Origin of the sequence: Pseudomonas sp. FBF18 (assembly GCF_024261405.1) — a bacterium.
Lineage (GTDB): Bacteria > Pseudomonadota > Gammaproteobacteria > Pseudomonadales > Pseudomonadaceae > Aquipseudomonas > Aquipseudomonas palmensis.
The window spans coordinates 28,817-46,900 of record NZ_QKRS01000010.1 but is presented as its reverse complement, the minus strand read 5'-3'; the positions used below and the strand labels follow the sequence as shown (position 1 = coordinate 46,900).

The following is an 18,084-nucleotide window of genomic DNA, read 5'->3' as shown; positions in this document are numbered from 1 at the left end:
ACAGGATGGTGCATTGTCCGCCTTTCGACGCTGCCAGCGGCAAAAAGACACGTGGCCCCGAGACGAAAAAGCCCCGCATCCGAATGGATGCGGGGCTCTTCAGAGGCTGGCCCGGCAGGCGATCATGGCTTGTGGCCCTCGCCTGCCGCGGCCGACACTCAGGCGACCGCTTCGCGCGGCTTGCCGAGCATGCGGTCAAGCACCACGGCAACAGCCAGCATCGCCACCGAAGGCACCAGCCAGGCCAGGCCCTGCTCGCTCAGCGGCAGGTGCGCCAGCGACTCCGGCAGCCAGCCAGCGAGGTTGGCGCCCTTGAGCGCGTCGATCACGCCGAACAGCAGCGACACCGCCATGACCGGGGCCATGATGCGGGTCTGGGAGTTCCACAGGTTGCCGCAGAAACTCAGCGCCACCAGCACGATGCAGGGCGGGTAGATTGCCGTCAGCACCGGGATCGAGAACGCGATCAGCTTGGTCAGGCCCAGGTTCGACACCACCAGCGAGAAGCCGGCCAGCAGCACCACCAGCATACGGTACGACAACGGCAGTACCTGGCTGAAGTACTCGGCGCAGGCGCAGGTCAGGCCCACGGCGGTGACCAGGCAGGCCAGCGCGATCAGTACAGCCAGGAAGCCACTGCCCAGCGAACCGAAAGTGTGCTGTACATAGGCATGCAGCACCGCCGCGCCATTGCTCGCACCGGCGGCGATCTCGTGGCTGCCCGCACCCAGGCGGAACAGGCTGATGTACACCAGCGCCAGGCCGACACCGGCAATCAGGCCGGCGATGATGGCATAGCGGGTGATCAGTTGCGGCGAGTCGACGCCACGCGAGCGGATCGCGTTGACGATGACGATACCGAACACCAGCGCGCCCAGGGTATCCATGGTCAGGTAGCCATTGATGAAGCCCTGGGAGAACGGCGCGGCGACATATTCAGGTTGCGCCACCCCCATGGTCCCGGCCGGCAGCATGAACGCGGCGATGCCCAGCGCGGCCAGCGCGATGATCTTCAGCGGGGCCAGGAAGCGCCCGACAGTATCGAGCAGCTTGCCCGGGTACATGGACACGGCCAGCACCACGGCAAAGTACACCAGGCTATAGATGAACAACGCGGTCGGGCTCTCGCCGGTCAGCGGTGCCACACCTACCTCGAAGGACACGGTCGCGGTACGCGGGGTGGCGAACAGCGGGCCTACGGCCAGGTACGCCGCAGCCGCCAGCAGGCCACCGGCCACCTTGCCGATCGGGCTGCTCAGCGCGTCCATGCCGCCACCGACCTTGGCCAGTGCCACCACGGTGATCACGGGCAGGCCCACGGCAGTGACCAGAAAGCCCAGGGCGGCCAACCAGACGTAGGGGCCCGATTGCAGGCCGACGATAGGCGGGAAAATGATGTTGCCTGCGCCCACGAATAACGCGAACGTCATAAAACCAAGCGCCAGGATGTCCTGGCCTTTCAAGACTTTCATTAAGGAAATACCACACTTCTGAAATCGGGATTTAGAGAGGGACTTCCCCTTGGGTGAGGGAAATGCTGCCTGCCCGGATGGAGCAGACCCGTTTAGCGTGTAGCTCCCTTTTGGGGTGCTGGCACAAAATGAGGGCACAGGTTAACGAATCTGGCCGCAAAACGCACTGCCAGAGGGGTGCTTGTCCGATGAGCGAATATGCATGTCGCGTGGATGACCGACTTTTATGCAAGAACGCGCTGTCTGCTTCGCCGGCAAGGCCGGCTCCTACAGGGGGCAGCGTACACCAGAAAGCACAAAGGCCACCCGAGGGTGGCCTTTGCCGAAGCGTGGAAGGTCAGCCGCAGCTTACTTCTTCACTTCCCAACCGGTCAGCTCGGCCAGGGCCTTGCCGATGTCGGCCAGCGAACGCACGGTTTTTACACCGGCGTCCTGCAGGGCTGCGAACTTCTCGTCTGCAGTACCCTTGCCGCCCGAAATGATGGCGCCAGCATGGCCCATGCGCTTGCCCGCTGGGGCAGTCACACCGGCGATGTAGGAAACCACTGGCTTGGTGACGTTTGCCTTGATGTAGGCAGCCGCTTCTTCTTCAGCCGAACCGCCGATCTCGCCGATCATCACGATCGCCTCGGTCTTCGGGTCTTCCTGGAACAGCTTCAGGATGTCGATGAAGTTCGAACCCGGGATCGGGTCGCCACCGATACCGACGCAGGTGGACTGACCGAAACCGGCGTCAGTGGTCTGCTTCACGGCTTCATAGGTCAGGGTGCCGGAACGCGACACGATACCGACCTTGCCTGGCAAGTGGATGTGACCTGGCATGATGCCGATCTTGCACTCGCCCGGGGTGATGACGCCTGGGCAGTTAGGGCCGATCAGGGTAACACCCAGCTCGTCGCACTTGACCTTGGCATCGAGCATGTCCAGGGTAGGAATGCCTTCGGTGATGCACACGATCAGCTTGATGCCGCCGAACGCTGCTTCCAGGATCGAGTCCTTGCAGAAAGGAGCCGGTACGTAGATGACCGACGCGTCGGCGCCGGTAGCAGCTACTGCTTCTTTCACGGTGTTGAACACCGGCAGGCCCAGGTGAGTGGTGCCGCCTTTGCCTGGGGTCACGCCGCCAACCATCTTGGTGCCGTAGGCGATGGCTTGCTCGGAGTGGAAGGTACCCTGCGAGCCGGTGAAGCCCTGGCAGATGACTTTGGTGTCTTTATTGATCAGGACGCTCATTACTTGCCCTCCGCAGCTTTGACAACTTGTTGAGCAGCGTCGGTCAGGCTGGTTGCCGCAATGATGTTCAAACCGCTTTCTGCCAGTACTTTGGCGCCCAGTTCAGCGTTGTTGCCTTCCAGACGAACAACAACCGGCACTTTAACGCCAACTTCTTTCACTGCACCGATGATGCCTTCGGCAATCATGTCGCAACGAACGATGCCGCCGAAGATGTTGACCAGTACGGCCGCGACATTGCTGTCGGACAGGATGATCTTGAACGCTTCGGTCACGCGCTCTTTGGTAGCGCCACCACCTACGTCGAGGAAGTTGGCTGGCTTGCCGCCGTGCAGGTTGACGATGTCCATGGTACCCATGGCCAGGCCGGCACCGTTTACCATGCAGCCGATGTTGCCTTCCAGGGCCACGTAGTTCAGCTCGAAGCTGGCAGCGTGGGCTTCACGAGGATCGTCCTGCGACGGGTCGTGGAAGGTTTTCAGCTTGGGCTGACGGTACATGGCGTTGGCGTCGATGTTGATCTTGGCATCGAGGCAGTGCAGATCGCCGTCGGCCTTGATCACCAGCGGGTTCACTTCCAGCAGTGCCAGGTCGTGCTCTTTGAACAGCTTGGCCAGACCGACGAAGATCTTGGCGAACTGAGCAACCTGCTTGCCTTCCAGACCCAGCTGGAATGCCAGCTCGCGACCCTGGAATGGCTGAGCGCCAACCAGTGGATCGATAGTGGCCTTGATGATTTTTTCCGGAGTGTCGTGAGCGACTTTCTCGATGTCCACGCCACCTTCGGTGGAGGCCATGAACACGATACGACGGCTCGAACGGTCAACGACAGCGCCCAGGTACAGCTCTTTAGCGATATCAGTGCACGATTCAACCAGGATCTTGGTGACTGGCTGACCATTGGCATCGGTCTGGTAGGTAACCAGACGCTTGCCCAACCACTGGGCAGCGAACGCCTTGGCGTCTTCTTTGCTGCGAACCAGCTTTACGCCGCCCGCTTTACCGCGACCACCGGCGTGAACCTGGGCTTTTACAACCCACTCGGTGCCACCGATCTTGTCGCAGGCTTCTGCTGCAGCTTCAGGGGTGTCGACTGCGAAACCCTTGGAAACTGGCAGGCCGTATTCAGCGAACAGCTGCTTACCCTGATACTCGTGAAGATTCATGCTTTTTACCGTCTTCGTTAGGTACTGCGCTTCGGCGCTGCGCTCCTGTGGAGTGCCGCGCCACCTGTGACCGCTTGCCCCCGGTATGCTCCGGGAGTTCGAGTCCGGCGGACTTTCCGCGGTGAGCCATGCACGCAAGACTCACGACGGGCCGTCCGCCGTGGTTTCTTATTGTTTAACGCTTCTTGCGGTTGGCTACGTGGATGGCACCGCCATTCACGGCCAGAGCGGCTTCGTGCAGCGCTTCAGACAAGGTCGGATGGGAGAAGACCATCATGCCCAGGTCTTCGGCGCTGGAGCCGAATTCCATTGCGATTGCACCCTGCTGCACCAGTTCGGCAGCGCTTGGGCCAATGACGTGTACACCCAGAACGCGGTCGGTCTTGGCATCGGCGATGACCTTGACGAAACCACCGGTGTCGTTGGCCGCCATCGCACGGCCGCTGGCCGCGAACGGGAAGGTGCCCACGTTAACCTCAACGCCTTCAGCCTTCAAGGCTTGCTCGGTTTTACCGACCCAGGCCATTTCCGGGTGGGTGTAGATAACCGATGGGATCAGGTCGTAGTTCATCTGGGCCTTGTGGCCCTTGATGCGCTCGACGACCATGATGCCCTCTTCCGAGGCCTTGTGCGCCAGCATCATGCCACGTACCACGTCACCGATGGCGTAGACGCCCGGTACGCTGGTAGCGCAGTAGTCGTCAACGAACACGAAACCGCGCTCGTCGATGGTCACGCCGCTGTCGGCAGCCAGCAGGTCGGTGGTCACAGGGCGACGGCCGACTGCAACGATCAGCCTGTCGAAGGTGATCTTCTGCTCGCCGTTGGCGTCGGTGTAGGTCACTTCGACTTCGTCGCCGTTGACCTTCGAGCCGGTCACGCGAGCGCCCAGCTTGATGTCCAGACCTTGCTTGGTCAGGGTCTTCAGGCCTTCCTTGGCAACAGCGGTGTCGGCTGCCATCAGGAAAGTGTCCAGGGCTTCGAGCACGGTCACCTGGGCACCCAGGCGCGACCATACCGAACCCAGCTCCAGGCCGATGACGCCGGCGCCGATCACGCCCAGGCGTTTTGGCACGGTCTGGAATTCCAGGGCGCCGGTGGAGTCGACGATGACTTTCTGGTCGACCGGAGCCGGCGGAATGTCGATCGGACGCGAACCGGAGGCCAGGATCACGTTCTCGGCTTCGATGATTTCGGTGCTGCCGTCAGGCTTGGTGACTTCGACTTTCTTGCCGGCCAGCAGTTTGCCGTGGCCCTGGATCGAAGTGACGCCGTTGGCCTTGAACAGGGTGGCAACGCCGCCGGTCAGGTTCTTGACGATGCCAGCCTTGCGGCCAACCATCGCAGCCACGTCCATCTTCACTTCGCCAGTGGAGATGCCGTGCACGTTGAAGCTCTCTTTGGCTTCCTTGTACTTCCAGGAGCTGTCCAGCAGCGCCTTGGACGGAATGCAACCCACGTTCAGGCAGGTACCGCCGAGGGCCAGTTTGCCTTCGCCGTCAACGTACTTCTCGATACAGGCAGTGCTCAGGCCGAGCTGGGCAGCCTTGATCGCGGCTACATAGCCGCCAGGACCTGCACCAATCACTACCACGTCGAATTTCTGGGTCATAAAAGATTCCTTTTAGCGTCAAGCGGCAAGCTGCAGGCGGCAAGGCGAACACGCTTCTGCTCGAAGCTTGTCGCTTGCAGCCTGCAGCTGTTTATCAGATGTCCAGCAGCAGACGAGCCGGGTCTTCCAGCAGGTTCTTGATGGTCACCAGGAACGTCACTGCTTCTTTGCCATCGATCAGGCGGTGATCGTAGGACAGTGCCAGGTACATCATCGGACGGATCACGACCTGGCCGTTGACGGCCATCGGACGCTGGATGATGTTGTGCATGCCCAGGATTGCAGCCTGCGGCGGGTTGACGATCGGGGTCGACATCATCGAACCGAAGGTACCACCGTTGGTGATGGTGAAGGTACCGCCGGTCATCTCGTCGATCGACAGTTTGCCGTCACGGGCCTTCTTGCCGAAGGTGGCGATGCCGCCTTCGATTTCGGCCAGGCTCATCTGCTCGGCGTTACGCAGTACCGGTACCACCAGGCCGCGGTCGCTGGACACGGCAACACCGATGTCGGCGTAGCCGTGGTAGACGATGTCGCTGCCGTCGATCGAGGCGTTGACGGCCGGGAAGCGTTTCAGCGCTTCGGTGGCAGCCTTGACGAAGAACGACATGAAGCCCAGGCGCACGCCGTTGTGGGACTTCTCGAACAGGTCCTTGTACTTCGAACGCAGTGCCATGACTTCGGTCATGTCGACTTCGTTGAAGGTGGTCAGCATCGCCATGTTCGACTGTGCTTCGACCAGACGCTTGGCCACGGTGGCACGCACGCGGGTCATCGGCACACGCTTCTCGGTACGGTCGCCAGTGGCGACAACCGGGGCAGCGGCAGCAGCGGCCGGCTTGGCAGCAGCGGCAGCCGGAGCGGCCTTCTTGTTGGCGACGGCAGCGACGACGTCTTCCTTGGTGATGCGACCGCCTTTACCGGTGCCAGCGACGCTGGCCAGGTCGATGGCGTTTTCTTCGGCCAGCTTGCGTGCGGCAGGCGCAGCAATCGGGTCGTCTTCGCCAGCGTCGGCCGGAGCGGCAGCCTGGGCAGGTGCGGCGGCAGCGGCGGCCGGAGCAGCAGCTGGTGCAGCGCCTTCATTGATCGAACCCAGCACTTCGTCGGACAGCACGGTCTCGCCTTCGCCCTTGACGATGTCGCCCAGCACGCCATCGGCGGTGGCCAGCACTTCCAGGACGACCTTGTCGGTCTCGATGTCGACGATCAGCTCGTCACGCTTGACGGCTTCGCCCGGTTTCTTGTGCCAGGTGGCAACGGTGCCATCGGCAACCGATTCCGGGAAAGTAGGGGCTTTGATCTCGATAGCCATTATCAGTGGTTCCTTAAATTCGGTTTCTGGTGCGCGATGGCATTAAACGGTGAAGGCAGCTTGCAGCAGTTTTTCCTGCTGTTCGGCGTGCATCGAAGCGTAACCACAGGCAGGTGCTGCCGAGGCGTCACGACCGGCGTACTCAAGGACCAGGTCCTTGTTGTGACGGCTCAGGATGCGACGCATGTGGTGCTGGCTGCTGTACCACGCGCCCTGGTTCATCGGCTCTTCCTGACACCACACCACGTCCTTCAGACCGGTGTAAGGCGCAAGGATTTCAACCAGATCGTCTTCAGGGAACGGATACAGTTGCTCGATACGCACGATAGCGATGTCTTCACGGCCTTCGGCACGGCGTTTTTCCAGCAGATCGTAGTAGACCTTGCCGCTGCACAGCACCAGGCGCGTCACCTTGGCCGGATCGAGGCTGTCGATTTCCGGAATGACGGTCTGGAACGAGCCTTCGGCCAGTTCTTCCAGGGTCGAGATGGCCAGCTTGTGGCGCAGCAGCGACTTGGGTGTCAGCACGATCAGCGGCTTGCGCAGCGGACGGATGACCTGACGACGCAGCAGGTGGTAGATCTGAGCCGGCGTGGTAGGTACGCAGACCTGAACGTTGTGCTCGGCACACAGTTGCAGGTAACGCTCCAGACGCGCCGAGGAGTGCTCAGGCCCCTGCCCTTCATAACCGTGTGGCAGCAGCATGGTCAGACCGCACAGACGGCCCCACTTGTGCTCGCCGCTGGTGATGAACTGGTCGACAACCACCTGGGCACCGTTGGCGAAGTCGCCGAACTGGGCTTCCCAGATCACCAGCGCATTGGGCTGGGTGGTCGAGTAGCCGTATTCGAACGCCAGTACCGCCTCTTCGGACAGGAACGAATCGTACAGGTCGAAACGTGGCTGGCCCGGGAACAGGTTCTGCAGCGGGATATAGGTGCTGGCGTCCTTCTGGTTGTGCAACACCGCATGGCGGTGAGAGAAGGTGCCGCGACCGATATCCTGACCCGTCATGCGGATCGGGTGACCTTCGAAGGCCAGGGTGGCGTACGCCATGGTTTCGGCGTAACCCCAGTTGATCGGCAAGCCACCGGCCTGCATCTTCTGGCGATCTTCGTAGATCTTCGAGACCTGGCGCTGAACCACGAAGCCTTCCGGCAGCTCCAGCAACTTGGCCGAGAGCTCCTGCAGGGTCTTGAGGTCGAAGCGGGTGTCGTGACGCGCGGTCCAGGCGTGGCCCAGGTATGGACGCCAGTCGACGAACAGCTCCTTGTTCGGCTCCTTGACCAGGCTTTTCACAACATGCAGGCCGTTGTCCAGCGCATTGCGGTACTCGTCGACCTTGGCCTGGACGCGCTCGGCATCCAGACGACCGGCCTGGGTCAGCGCATCGGCGTACAGCTCACGGGTGGTGCGCTGCTTGCTGATCTGCTGGTACATCAGCGGCTGGGTGCCGTTCGGCTCGTCGGCCTCGTTGTGGCCGCGACGACGGTAGCAGACCAGGTCGATGACCACGTCACGCTTGAACTGCATGCGGTAGTCGACCGCCAGCTGGGTCACGAACAGCACCGCTTCCGGATCGTCGCCGTTGACGTGCAGGATCGGCGCCTGGATCATCTTGGCGACGTCGGTGCAGTACTCGGTGGAACGCGAGTCCAGCGGGTTGCTGATGGTGAAACCAACCTGGTTGTTGATCACGATGTGCACGGTGCCGCCGGTCTTGAAACCGCGGGTCTGCGACATCTGGAAGGTTTCCATGACCACGCCCTGGCCAGCGAAGGCCGCGTCGCCGTGGATCGAGATCGGCAGTACCTTGTCGCCAACGCTGTCGTTGCGGCGGTCCTGACGGGCACGCACCGAACCTTCCACCACTGGCGAGACGATTTCCAGGTGCGAAGGGTTGAACGCCATGGCCAGGTGAACTTCACCGCCGGCGGTCATCACGTTGGACGAGAAGCCCTGGTGATACTTCACGTCACCGGAACCCAGCTCGACCTTCTTCTTGCCTTCGAACTCGTCGAACAGCTCGCGCGGGTTCTTGCCGAAGGTGTTGACCAGTACGTTCAGGCGACCACGGTGGGCCATGCCGATCACGACTTCCTTGGTGCCATAGGAACCGGAGCGCTGGATCAGCTCGTCCAGCATCGGAATCAGGCTTTCGCCGCCTTCCAGGCCGAAACGTTTGGTGCCCGGGTATTTGGTACCCAGGTATTTCTCCAGGCCTTCTGCCGCGGTAACGCGCTCGAGCAGGTGGCTCTGGATGTCTGCGGAAAATTCAGGACGCCCACGCACGCTCTCCAGACGCTGCTGGAACCAGCTGCGCTGCTCGGAGTCGACGATGTGGGTGAACTCGGCGCCGATGGTGCGGCAATATGTCTGCTGCAACGCCTCGAAGATTTCGCGTAGGCTCGCTTCCTCTTTGCCGATGAACAGGTCGCCGGCACGGAAGGTCGTATCAAGATCGGCATTGGTCAAGCCGTAATGATTGATCGACAGGTCTACTGGCGCAGGGCGCTGCCACAACCCCAGGGGGTCGAGCTTCGCGGCTTGGTGGCCGCGCATACGGTAGGCCTGGATCAGTCGCAGCACTTCAACCTGCTTCTTCTCGTGTTCACTGCTCACGCTACCGGCGGAAACCGGTTGGGCGCGGCGCTGGTTCTTTGCCAGCAGTACGAAATGGTCGCGGATCGTCGAGTGCGATACATCGGTGGCAGTGCTGCCTTCGGCGGGCAACTTCTGAAAGTAAGTGCGCCACTCTTCTGGCACAGCGTTAGGGTCGTGCAGGTAGAGCTCGTAGAGCTCTTCCACATAGGCAGCGTTACCACCTGAAAGGTGGGCGCTGTTCCACATGCGCTGCATCACGCTTTCTTGCATGCTTGGTCACCCTCGGTTAGGGGCCTCGATCGGCAAGAACCACAGCAAGCTGAGTTGAGTCCGTATGCAGCGACTGAACCAAGCCACCGAGAGTTCCGCAGATTTACCGGGTACCAGCCCGGACGCCCCTGCTGGTCTCATATCTTCATAGGTAAAAGCTCGGGCTTTTGGCCTTTGCTCAAGTTGCACCTCGGTGCGGGCAAGGGCCCGCACTTCGGTGTGCTACGGGTACAACACTTTTGAATCAGGTGCCGCTTTGCAGCAGCATGTTACGTACGTGGCCGATTGCCTTGGTCGGGTTCAGACCTTTGGGGCAAACGTTTACGCAGTTCATGATCCCGCGGCAGCGGAATACGCTGAACGGATCATCCAGGGACGCCAGGCGCTCCTGGGTCTTGGTGTCACGGCTATCGGCCAGGAAGCGATAAGCTTGAAGCAGAGCGGCCGGGCCCAGGAACTTGTCCGGGTTCCACCAGAACGACGGGCAGGAAGTCGAGCAGCAAGCGCACAGGATGCACTCGTACAGACCGTCCAGCTTCTCGCGTTCTTCCGGTGACTGCAGGCGTTCGATCGCCGGCGCCGGGGTATCGTTCTGCAGGAACGGCTTCACCTTCTCGTACTGCTTGTAGAAGATGCTCATATCAACGACCAGGTCACGGATGACCGGCAGGCCGGGCAGCGGACGCACGACCAGCTTGTTCTTCTTCACCACCGCCGACAGCGGGGTGATGCAGGCCAGGCCGTTCTTGCCGTTGATGTTCATGCCATCGGAACCGCACACGCCTTCGCGGCACGAACGACGATAGGAGAAACCTTCGTCCTGTTCCTTGATCAGTGCCAGCACATCCAGAACCATCAGGTCCTTGCCGCCGGTATCGACTTCGAACACCTGGGTCTTAGGTGCCGAGTCGGTGTCGGGGTTGTAGCGATAAACTTCGACTTTCAACATAGTGGCCACCCTTAGTAAGTCCGGACTTTAGGCTCGAACGTCGGAACGGTTTTCGGCGAGAAGTTGACTGCACGCTTGGCAACCCGCTTTTCACCCGGGAAGTACAGGGTGTGGCACAGCCAGTTTTCGTCGTCACGGTCTTCGAAGTCTTCACGGGCGTGGGCACCGCGGGACTCTTTGCGCACTTCAGCAGCGATTGCAGTGGCTTCAGCGACTTCCAGCAGGTTCTGCAGCTCCAGCGCTTCGATACGCGCGGTGTTGAAGGCCTGGGACTTGTCGTTGATCTTGACGTTGGCGATACGCTCGCGCAGGCCAGCCAGCTGTTCGATACCCTTCTGCATGTATTCGCCGGTGCGGAACACGCCGAAGTAGTTCTGCATGCAGCTTTGCAGCTCGCGACGCAGGGTTGCCACGTCTTCGCCGTCGGTACGCTCGTTGAGCTTGTTCAGACGGTTCAGCGCAACTTCCACGTCGGTGTCGCTGGCGTCGCGGTATTCGATACCGTCGCTCAGGGCCTTTTCCAGATGCAGGCCGGCCGCACGGCCGAACACCACCAGGTCGAGCAGCGAGTTGCCGCCCAGGCGGTTGGCGCCGTGAACCGATACGCAAGCCACTTCACCGACCGCGAACAGCCCTTCGATGATGGTGTCTTCGCCGTCGGCGTTCTGCGAGATCGCCTGGCCATGAATGTTGGTGGCAACGCCGCCCATCATGTAGTGGCAGGTTGGAACGACGGGTACGGGTGCAACGACCGGGTCGACGTGCGCGAAGGTCTTGGACAGCTCGCAGATGCCTGGCAGGCGGCTGTGCAGCACTTCCTCGCCCAGGTGGTCGAGCTTGAGCATCACGTGGTCGCCGTTCGGGCCACAGCCGTTGCCGGCGATGATCTCTTTGACCATGGAGCGGGCCACAACGTCGCGACCGGCGAGGTCCTTGGCGTTTGGCGCGTAGCGCTCCATGAAACGCTCGCCGTGCTTGTTGATCAGGTAACCACCTTCACCACGGCAGCCTTCGGTAACCAGTACACCTGCGCCGGCGATGCCGGTCGGGTGGAACTGCCACATCTCGATGTCCTGCACCGGCACGCCGGCACGCAGGGCCATGCCGATACCGTCGCCGGTATTGATCAGGGCGTTGGTGGTGGAGGCGTAGATACGCCCTGCACCGCCGGTGGCCAGTACGGTGGCCTTGGCGCGAATGTAGACGGTCTCGCCGGTTTCGATGCAGATCGCGATCACGCCGACGAAGGCGCCGTCCTGGTTCTTGACCAGGTCAACCGCGTACCACTCGTTGAGGAAGGTGGTGCCGGCTTTCAGGTTGCCCTGATAGAGGGTGTGCAGCAGCGCGTGACCGGTACGGTCGGAAGCGGCGCAGGTACGGGCGGCCTGGCCACCTTTACCGTAGTCCTTGGACTGGCCACCGAACGGACGCTGGTAGATACGGCCGGTTTCGGTACGCGAGAACGGCAGACCCATGTGGTCCAGCTCGAACACCGCAGCCGGGCCTTCCTGACACATGTATTCGATAGCGTCCTGGTCACCGATGTAGTCGGAACCCTTGACGGTATCGTACATGTGCCAGCGCCAGTCATCGTTCGGGTCGGCCGAAGCGATGGCGCAGGTGATGCCACCCTGGGCCGATACGGTGTGCGAACGGGTCGGGAACACCTTGGTGATCACGGCGGTCTTGTGGCCGCCTTGAGCCAGCTGCAGCGCAGCGCGCATGCCGGCACCGCCACCACCAATGATGATGGCGTCGAAGGAAATCGTTGGAATGTTAGCCATGAATCAGATACCCCAGAGAATCTGCACACCCCAGACGAAGTACGCGAACATCGCGACACCACATACCGCCTGGAACAGGAAACGAACTGCAGTCGCCGACTTGCCCAGCGCCATCGGCGTCAGGTAGTCGGTGGCAATGGTCCACATGCCGACCCAGGCGTGAGCGCCCAGGGCAACGAGGGCCAGCAGACTGAAGATCCGCATCGCGTTATGGGAGAACAGGGCGTGCCACTGGGCATAGTCGATGCCAGGGTGCGCCACCAGGTAGCCGATCAGAAAAATGAAGTAAGCCGCGAGAACGACCGCAGAAACGCGCTGCGCCATCCAGTCATAGAGGCCCGAACGCGACAGGTTCGTGACATTAGTTACCATATCCAAACTCCCGCCAGAACGATCACCACCACGGAAATGGCGATAACGATTTTCGAGCCCAGTTTGCCGCCTTCCAGCGTCTCACCGATGCCCATGTCCATAATCAGATGGCGCACACCGGCAACCAGGTGATACAGCAAGGCGGACAGAAGGCCCCACGCCACGAATTTGGCCAGCGGACTGGTCAGGCATGCCTTCACCTCGGCAAAACCTTCCTCGGAACTCAGGGATTGGCTCAATGCGTACAGCATGATGCCCAGGCCCAGAAAGAGGATGATGCCGGAAACACGGTGAAGAAATGACGTAACGCCGGTAATGGGGAGTTTGATGGTCCTTAGGTCTAGGTTTACAGGTCGTTGGCTTTTCACGGCTTTTTTCACACTGAAGAGCCCCTAGCAAGCAGGGCAAAGTTGTTGGTAAGTGTACTGGTCAGGTACCCACCACCCAGGGAGTGACGACCCCAGAAAAGCGGGCTTTAAAGCCCCTGGCAGTCGGGTGCCGAGTATAGACAGTTAGGCTACTAATGACAACGTGAAGCCCTAGCCCAAATAGCGCATTGCCTTTGGCGAACAAAAGGCGTAAACGGGCCGCAATTTCGCGGAAAAACAGCGCCCAAAGCCCTTTACAACCGTGCTTTAGGCAAATTGACATTCGAATTTATCTCACTATAGTGGTGCGGGCCCTGCGTGGGGGGTCTGTCTGATGATTTCAAGCATTAATAGGAGGCCACATGGCTGACAAAAAAGCGCAGTTGGTCATCGAGGGCGCAGCCCCCGTCGAGCTGCCCATTTTAACCGGCACCGTTGGTCCCGATGTTATCGACGTTAGAGGGTTGGGGGCCACGGGTCACTTCACTTTCGACCCTGGTTTCATGGCGACCGCATCGTGCGAGTCCAAGATCACCTACATTGACGGCGACAAGGGCATCCTGCTGCATCGCGGCTACCCGATCGAACAGCTCGCCGAGCAATCCGACTACCTGGAAACCTGCTACCTGCTGCTCAACGGCGAACTGCCGAATGCCGAGCAGAAGGCTCAGTTCGTCAGCACCGTCAAAAATCACACCATGGTGCACGAGCAGTTGAAGTCGTTCTTCAACGGCTTCCGCCGCGACGCCCACCCGATGGCCGTCATGTGCGGTGTGGTTGGCGCCCTGTCGGCGTTCTATCACGACTCGCTGGACATCAATAACCCGCAGCACCGGGAAATCTCGGCAGTGCGCCTGGTCGCCAAGATGCCGACCCTGGCCGCGATGGTCTACAAGTACTCCATGGGCCAGCCCATGATGTACCCGCGCAACGACCTGACCTACGCCGAAAACTTCCTGCACATGATGTTCAACACCCCGTGCGAGATCAAACCGATCAGCCCGGTGCTGGCCAAGGCAATGGACCGGATCTTCATCCTCCACGCCGACCACGAACAGAATGCGTCGACCTCCACCGTACGCCTGGCAGGCTCCTCGGGCGCCAATCCGTTCGCCTGTATCGCTGCCGGCATCGCTGCACTGTGGGGCCCTGCCCACGGCGGCGCCAACGAAGCCGTGCTGACCATGCTCGACGAAATTGGCGATGTCTCGAACATCGACACCTTCATCGCCAAGGCCAAGGACAAGAACGACCCGTTCAAGCTGATGGGCTTCGGTCACCGCGTCTACAAGAACCGCGACCCGCGTGCCACCGTGATGAAGCAGACCTGCGACGAAGTGCTGCGCGAGCTGGGCATCACCAACGATCCGCAGCTGGAACTGGCCATGCGCCTGGAAGAGATCGCCCTGACCGATCCGTACTTCATCGAGCGCTCGCTGTACCCGAACGTCGACTTCTACTCGGGGATCATCCTCAAGGCGATCGGCATCCCTACCAGCATGTTCACCGTGATCTTCGCCCTGGCGCGGACCGTCGGCTGGATCTCGCACTGGAAGGAAATGCTCTCCAGCCCGTACAAGATTGGCCGTCCGCGCCAGCTGTACACCGGCTACGAGTCGCGTGACATCGTCAAACTGGAAGACCGCAAGTAAGCCAAACGGCTCGCCTGCAACAACAAGAAAGGCTGCCCTCGGGCAGCCTTTTTTGTTGCGTAACGCTTCATGCAGGAGGAGCAAGCCTTGGCGGCCCCTACAGTTGAGACATATTGCAGCCTACCATCAAACTGTTACGGTTTCTCCGCCCGCTCCTTCAACGCCTTGAGCGTATTGAACGGCGCATCCACCACGAACTTGTTCGCCACCATCGCTGGCACACTGCCGCCTGGCTCGGTGTGCACCTGGTATGTCACCTCGGTAGTGTCACCCTTGGGCACCAGCTTCCAGAAACCCTGCACTTCAGCCACCCGCACATAGCCTTTTTCTTCCGGCAGGTACTTGGGCACACCCTCCAGCTTGCGGGTCAGGCTGCCGTCGGCACCTTCGCTGGTGGTTACATGGATGATCGAATCGCGCGGGGTGACCGGCCACGGCGTATTGAACTGGGTGTAGGTCCAGCTCTGGTCACCCTCGTGCTTGAGCAGCTTCTGGCTCTTGCACTCGTGAATCCAGGCACAGGCCCCGGCCACGTCTTCCTGCAGCGCCCGGACCTTGGCCAGCGGCGCCTTGATGGTCGTCACGCCCTGATAGGCCTTGTAGTTCGAACCACTCACTTCGCTCAGCGATACCTTGATGCCATCCGCTTGCTTGGCAACCTTCCAGTCTTCAGCCTGCGCCACCGACATGAACATCGCACTCAGACCACAAATCACCACTACCCGCTTCATCGAACCCATCGTGTTGTTTTCCTTGTTTGCGAAGTTCCACTCACTCAAGCCGCCGTCACTTGCTCCAGCCAACCGATGATCCTGATCGCCTCGTCGCGATCATTGCCGCAGGTGTCCACCTCCGCCTGGAAGCCCGAGCACACCGCCGGCCGTTCAGGCTGGCCGAACAGGCTGCAGAGGTTGTGCTCGGACAGTTGCACACAGCGTTCGCCAGCCGGCTTGCCGTGCGGCATGCCAGGAATGGGCGAGCTGATGGAAGGGGCAATGCAGCAAGCGCCACAGCCTTCACGGCAGTTCATGACGACATGGACCTCGGCCTAACAAATGATGGGTGAATGGGGATAGTAACCGCTAAAACAGGTGTTTGAAATTACCGCTCAGATGAAATATCGCCGCGCAGAATGTGACCGACAGGTCGAGCAGCGTTTATTGCTTGAACTCGAAATCGATGGCTGCACCCTCGATGTCCTGACGGGCATCATTGCGCAACTGCAATTGCATTTCGTTGCTGATCAAGCGGCCATTGAGCTGGAACGGGCTGTCCGCGGCAGGCTTTTCTTCGAACAACGACGGCAGCAGCGGACGTCGCACACGGACTTCCTCCTGACTGCTCGGCTGCAGGTCCTTGACCATCTCCGGGGGCAGGCTCAGATCCAGGCGCGCCTTGGGCAAGGGCGCGGCAATCACCTCGGAGGCCTTGCGCTTGCCCGACTTTACCGCCTTGGCCGGCGTCTTCCTGGGGTCGCCAGCCTTGGTCTTGGGTTGCGCCTTGGGCTTGGCCTGTGGCTTGGCACTCGCTTTTACCGGGGCCTGGGTCGAAGGCTTCCGGTCCGGTGCCGGGGCAGCCGACGCCTGTGCCAGCAGTATCGGCCCCGGTCCGGGCACAGCCAGTGCCGGGCCCGTTGCACACAGGCCCAGCGCACACAACATCACGGCAGCACAGCTCAACGCTTTCATAGGCAACGAGACGTATTCATGAGTCGCACATGCTCCTTGTTCCTGCAGTCGCTGGCAAGCCCGCGATCTAGAGGTATCCGCCCGAGGCGGTTTCCTGGCAAAGCTGATGGGCCAGCATCCCCAATGTCAGCAGCGCCCGCTCAGCCTCGCGGTTCCACGGAATGCCGCAGTTGAGGCGAATGCAGTGGTTGAACTGCTCCGTGTTACTGAAGATCAGCCCGGGCGCGATGCTGATGCCCTGCTGCAAGGCACGTACATGCAACTCCTGGGTGTTGACCCGCCCCGGCAGGCTGACCCACAGGATGAAGCCCCCGGTAGGCCGGCTCATCTGGGTGCCTTCCGGAAAGTGCTGCTGTACCGCCAGCTGGTAGGCACTGAGGTTCTTGCGATATTCCTGGCGAATGTAGCGCAGATGGCGGTCATAGCCACCATTTTCAAGGTAGGCCGCCACCCCCATCTGCGTCACACTGCACGCCGAGTGCGTGGTAAAGGTCTGCAGTCGCTGGATTTCCTGCTGATAGTTGCCCGCGATCATCCAGCCGATACGCACCCCCGGCGACAGGGTCTTGGAAAAGCTCGAGCAATAGATCACCCGCCCCAGCCGGTCGAAGGCCTTGAGTGCCTTGGTGCGCCCTTGCTCGAACATCAGCTCGCCGTAGATATCGTCCTCGACGATCTGGATATTGAAATCCGAGGCCAGGCGCAGCAACTGCTTCTGACGTTCCTCGGGAATGGTGCCGCCCAGCGGGTTGCTCAACCGCGCAGTCAGCACCAGCGCCTTGATCGACCACTGGTTGGCCGCCAGTTGCAGGGCCTCCAGGCTGATGCCGGTGGCCGGGTCGCTGGGGATCTCGATCACCTTGAGCCCCAGCAGGTCCGCCAGTTGCAGCAGCCCGTAATAGGTGGGCGACTCGGCGGCGATCAGGTCGCCTGGCCGGGTCAGCACCCGCAACGACATCTGCAGCGCATCGACGCAACCGTGGGTCACCACCACTTCGGACGGGTCGACCACCACCCCGGCGTCGCGCATGCGAATGGCGATCTGCCGGCGCAGCGGCTCGAAACCCGGGCTGAACATGTAGCTGAACGCGCGCGGGCTCTGGAACCGCGTGACCTTGGCCAGTTGCTGGTGCAGCGCGCGCACCGGCAGGTAGTCCACATGCGGAACCGCCGCCCCCAGCGGGAACACCCCATCACGCCGGGCTTCGGTCAGTACCTGCTGGATGATGCTGCTGCGCGTGACCAGCCCTGGACGCTCGACCCGCGCGATGTCCGGGGTCTGCGCAGTCAGGGCCGGGGTCTGGTGGACGTAGTAGCCCGATTGCGGCCGCGCGCGAATCAGCCCCTGGTCCTCGAGGTTGGCATAGGCCTGCAGCACGGTGGCATGGCTGACATTGAGCTGCGAGCTCATCTTGCGTACCGACGGTACGCGCTCACCGGGCTGATAGACGCCGCGGCGGATGTCTTCCGCCAGTTGCTGGGCGATGCGCTGGTAGAGCAACAGATTGGTCATGGGACGGATCTCGAAACGCGGGCTATCTAATTGTTCTTGTACAGTCGGCGAAGAATACCGGAACAGTGCATAAGTGTACGGGCACAGAT

General features: G+C 61.1%; 15 protein-coding genes. 1 reads left to right on the top strand and 14 read right to left on the bottom strand.

Features of this window, described 5'->3' with window-relative positions; genetic code table 11:
* Positions 1-158 precede the first annotated feature (158 nt).
* The 10 genes from brnQ to sdhC form a co-directional block, all read right to left on the bottom strand.
* Complete coding sequence (gene brnQ, locus DN387_RS16600; RefSeq protein ID WP_043863133.1) at positions 159-1,472, bottom strand: branched-chain amino acid transport system II carrier protein; 1,314 nt, start codon at positions 1,470-1,472, stop codon at positions 159-161.
* Between the two features lie 348 nt (positions 1,473-1,820).
* Positions 1,821-2,705 (bottom strand): succinate--CoA ligase subunit alpha, encoded by an 885-nt coding sequence (sucD, locus tag DN387_RS16595; RefSeq protein ID WP_038613108.1) that lies wholly within the window; start codon positions 2,703-2,705, stop codon positions 1,821-1,823.
* Entirely contained in the window at positions 2,705-3,871 is a 1,167-nt protein-coding gene (sucC, locus tag DN387_RS16590; RefSeq protein ID WP_043863134.1) for an ADP-forming succinate--CoA ligase subunit beta, read from the bottom strand. Before sucC ends, sucD begins: the two co-directional genes overlap by 1 nt.
* A 175-nt stretch (positions 3,872-4,046) precedes the next feature.
* Positions 4,047-5,483, bottom strand: a complete 1,437-nt coding sequence (lpdA, locus tag DN387_RS16585; RefSeq protein WP_043863135.1) for a dihydrolipoyl dehydrogenase — start codon at positions 5,481-5,483, stop codon at positions 4,047-4,049.
* Between the two features lie 94 nt (positions 5,484-5,577).
* Positions 5,578-6,795: a 2-oxoglutarate dehydrogenase complex dihydrolipoyllysine-residue succinyltransferase gene (odhB, locus tag DN387_RS16580; protein WP_054915668.1), complete on the bottom strand. Its 1,218-nt coding sequence runs from the start codon at positions 6,793-6,795 to the stop codon at positions 5,578-5,580.
* 42 nt (positions 6,796-6,837) lie between these two features.
* The gene (locus tag DN387_RS16575; protein WP_043863137.1) at positions 6,838-9,669 is read right to left on the bottom strand and encodes a 2-oxoglutarate dehydrogenase E1 component; all 2,832 of its coding nucleotides are present in this window, start codon (positions 9,667-9,669) and stop codon (positions 6,838-6,840) included.
* 244 nt (positions 9,670-9,913) lie between these two features.
* A complete protein-coding gene (locus tag DN387_RS16570) occupies positions 9,914-10,618 on the bottom strand; it encodes a succinate dehydrogenase iron-sulfur subunit (protein WP_043863138.1) in 705 nt (234 codons plus the stop codon).
* Between the two features lie 11 nt (positions 10,619-10,629).
* Positions 10,630-12,402: a succinate dehydrogenase flavoprotein subunit gene (gene sdhA, locus DN387_RS16565; RefSeq protein ID WP_043863139.1), complete on the bottom strand. Its 1,773-nt coding sequence runs from the start codon at positions 12,400-12,402 to the stop codon at positions 10,630-10,632.
* Positions 12,403-12,405: 3 nt separating this feature from the next.
* Complete coding sequence (gene sdhD / locus DN387_RS16560) at positions 12,406-12,774, bottom strand: succinate dehydrogenase, hydrophobic membrane anchor protein (RefSeq protein ID WP_043863140.1); 369 nt, start codon at positions 12,772-12,774, stop codon at positions 12,406-12,408.
* On the bottom strand, positions 12,768-13,154 hold the full coding sequence (sdhC, locus tag DN387_RS16555) for a succinate dehydrogenase, cytochrome b556 subunit (protein ID WP_088515660.1): 387 nt from the start codon (positions 13,152-13,154) through the stop codon (positions 12,768-12,770). The genes sdhD and sdhC overlap by 7 nt, the downstream gene beginning before the upstream one ends.
* A gap of 350 nt (positions 13,155-13,504) precedes the next feature.
* Between sdhC and gltA the strand changes: the two genes are divergently transcribed.
* A complete protein-coding gene (gene gltA / locus DN387_RS16550) occupies positions 13,505-14,794 on the top strand; it encodes a citrate synthase (protein WP_043863142.1) in 1,290 nt (429 codons plus the stop codon).
* 134 nt (positions 14,795-14,928) lie between these two features.
* Here the strand turns inward: gltA and DN387_RS16545 are convergent, their stop codons facing one another.
* The 4 genes from DN387_RS16545 to DN387_RS16530 form a co-directional block, all read right to left on the bottom strand.
* On the bottom strand, positions 14,929-15,534 hold the full coding sequence (locus DN387_RS16545; RefSeq protein WP_054915666.1) for an START domain-containing protein: 606 nt from the start codon (positions 15,532-15,534) through the stop codon (positions 14,929-14,931).
* A gap of 35 nt (positions 15,535-15,569) precedes the next feature.
* The gene (locus tag DN387_RS16540; protein ID WP_043863144.1) at positions 15,570-15,824 is read right to left on the bottom strand and encodes a YkgJ family cysteine cluster protein; all 255 of its coding nucleotides are present in this window, start codon (positions 15,822-15,824) and stop codon (positions 15,570-15,572) included.
* Between the two features lie 127 nt (positions 15,825-15,951).
* Complete coding sequence (locus DN387_RS16535) at positions 15,952-16,482, bottom strand: hypothetical protein (protein ID WP_043863145.1); 531 nt, start codon at positions 16,480-16,482, stop codon at positions 15,952-15,954.
* A 67-nt stretch (positions 16,483-16,549) separates the two neighbouring features.
* The gene (locus DN387_RS16530; protein ID WP_043863146.1) at positions 16,550-17,995 is read right to left on the bottom strand and encodes a PLP-dependent aminotransferase family protein; all 1,446 of its coding nucleotides are present in this window, start codon (positions 17,993-17,995) and stop codon (positions 16,550-16,552) included.
* Between the last annotated feature and the right edge of the window lie 89 nt (positions 17,996-18,084).

Coding starts and splice junctions, on each gene's coding strand:
- brnQ (WP_043863133.1), bottom strand. CDS start 1,472: ATGAAAGTCTTGAAAGGCCAGGACATCCTGGCGCTTGGTTTTATGACG.
- odhB (WP_054915668.1), bottom strand. CDS start 6,795: ATGGCTATCGAGATCAAAGCCCCTACTTTCCCGGAATCGGTTGCCGAT.
- gltA (WP_043863142.1), top strand. CDS start 13,505: ATGGCTGACAAAAAAGCGCAGTTGGTCATCGAGGGCGCAGCCCCCGTC.
- DN387_RS16530 (WP_043863146.1), bottom strand. CDS start 17,995: ATGACCAATCTGTTGCTCTACCAGCGCATCGCCCAGCAACTGGCGGAA.
- DN387_RS16570 (WP_043863138.1), bottom strand. CDS start 10,618: ATGTTGAAAGTCGAAGTTTATCGCTACAACCCCGACACCGACTCGGCA.
- DN387_RS16545 (WP_054915666.1), bottom strand. CDS start 15,534: ATGGGTTCGATGAAGCGGGTAGTGGTGATTTGTGGTCTGAGTGCGATG.
- lpdA (WP_043863135.1), bottom strand. CDS start 5,483: ATGACCCAGAAATTCGACGTGGTAGTGATTGGTGCAGGTCCTGGCGGC.
- DN387_RS16540 (WP_043863144.1), bottom strand. CDS start 15,824: ATGAACTGCCGTGAAGGCTGTGGCGCTTGCTGCATTGCCCCTTCCATC.
- sucD (WP_038613108.1), bottom strand. CDS start 2,705: ATGAGCGTCCTGATCAATAAAGACACCAAAGTCATCTGCCAGGGCTTC.
- DN387_RS16535 (WP_043863145.1), bottom strand. CDS start 16,482: ATGAAAGCGTTGAGCTGTGCTGCCGTGATGTTGTGTGCGCTGGGCCTG.
- DN387_RS16575 (WP_043863137.1), bottom strand. CDS start 9,669: ATGCAAGAAAGCGTGATGCAGCGCATGTGGAACAGCGCCCACCTTTCA.
- sdhA (WP_043863139.1), bottom strand. CDS start 12,402: ATGGCTAACATTCCAACGATTTCCTTCGACGCCATCATCATTGGTGGT.
- sdhD (WP_043863140.1), bottom strand. CDS start 12,774: ATGGTAACTAATGTCACGAACCTGTCGCGTTCGGGCCTCTATGACTGG.
- sucC (WP_043863134.1), bottom strand. CDS start 3,871: ATGAATCTTCACGAGTATCAGGGTAAGCAGCTGTTCGCTGAATACGGC.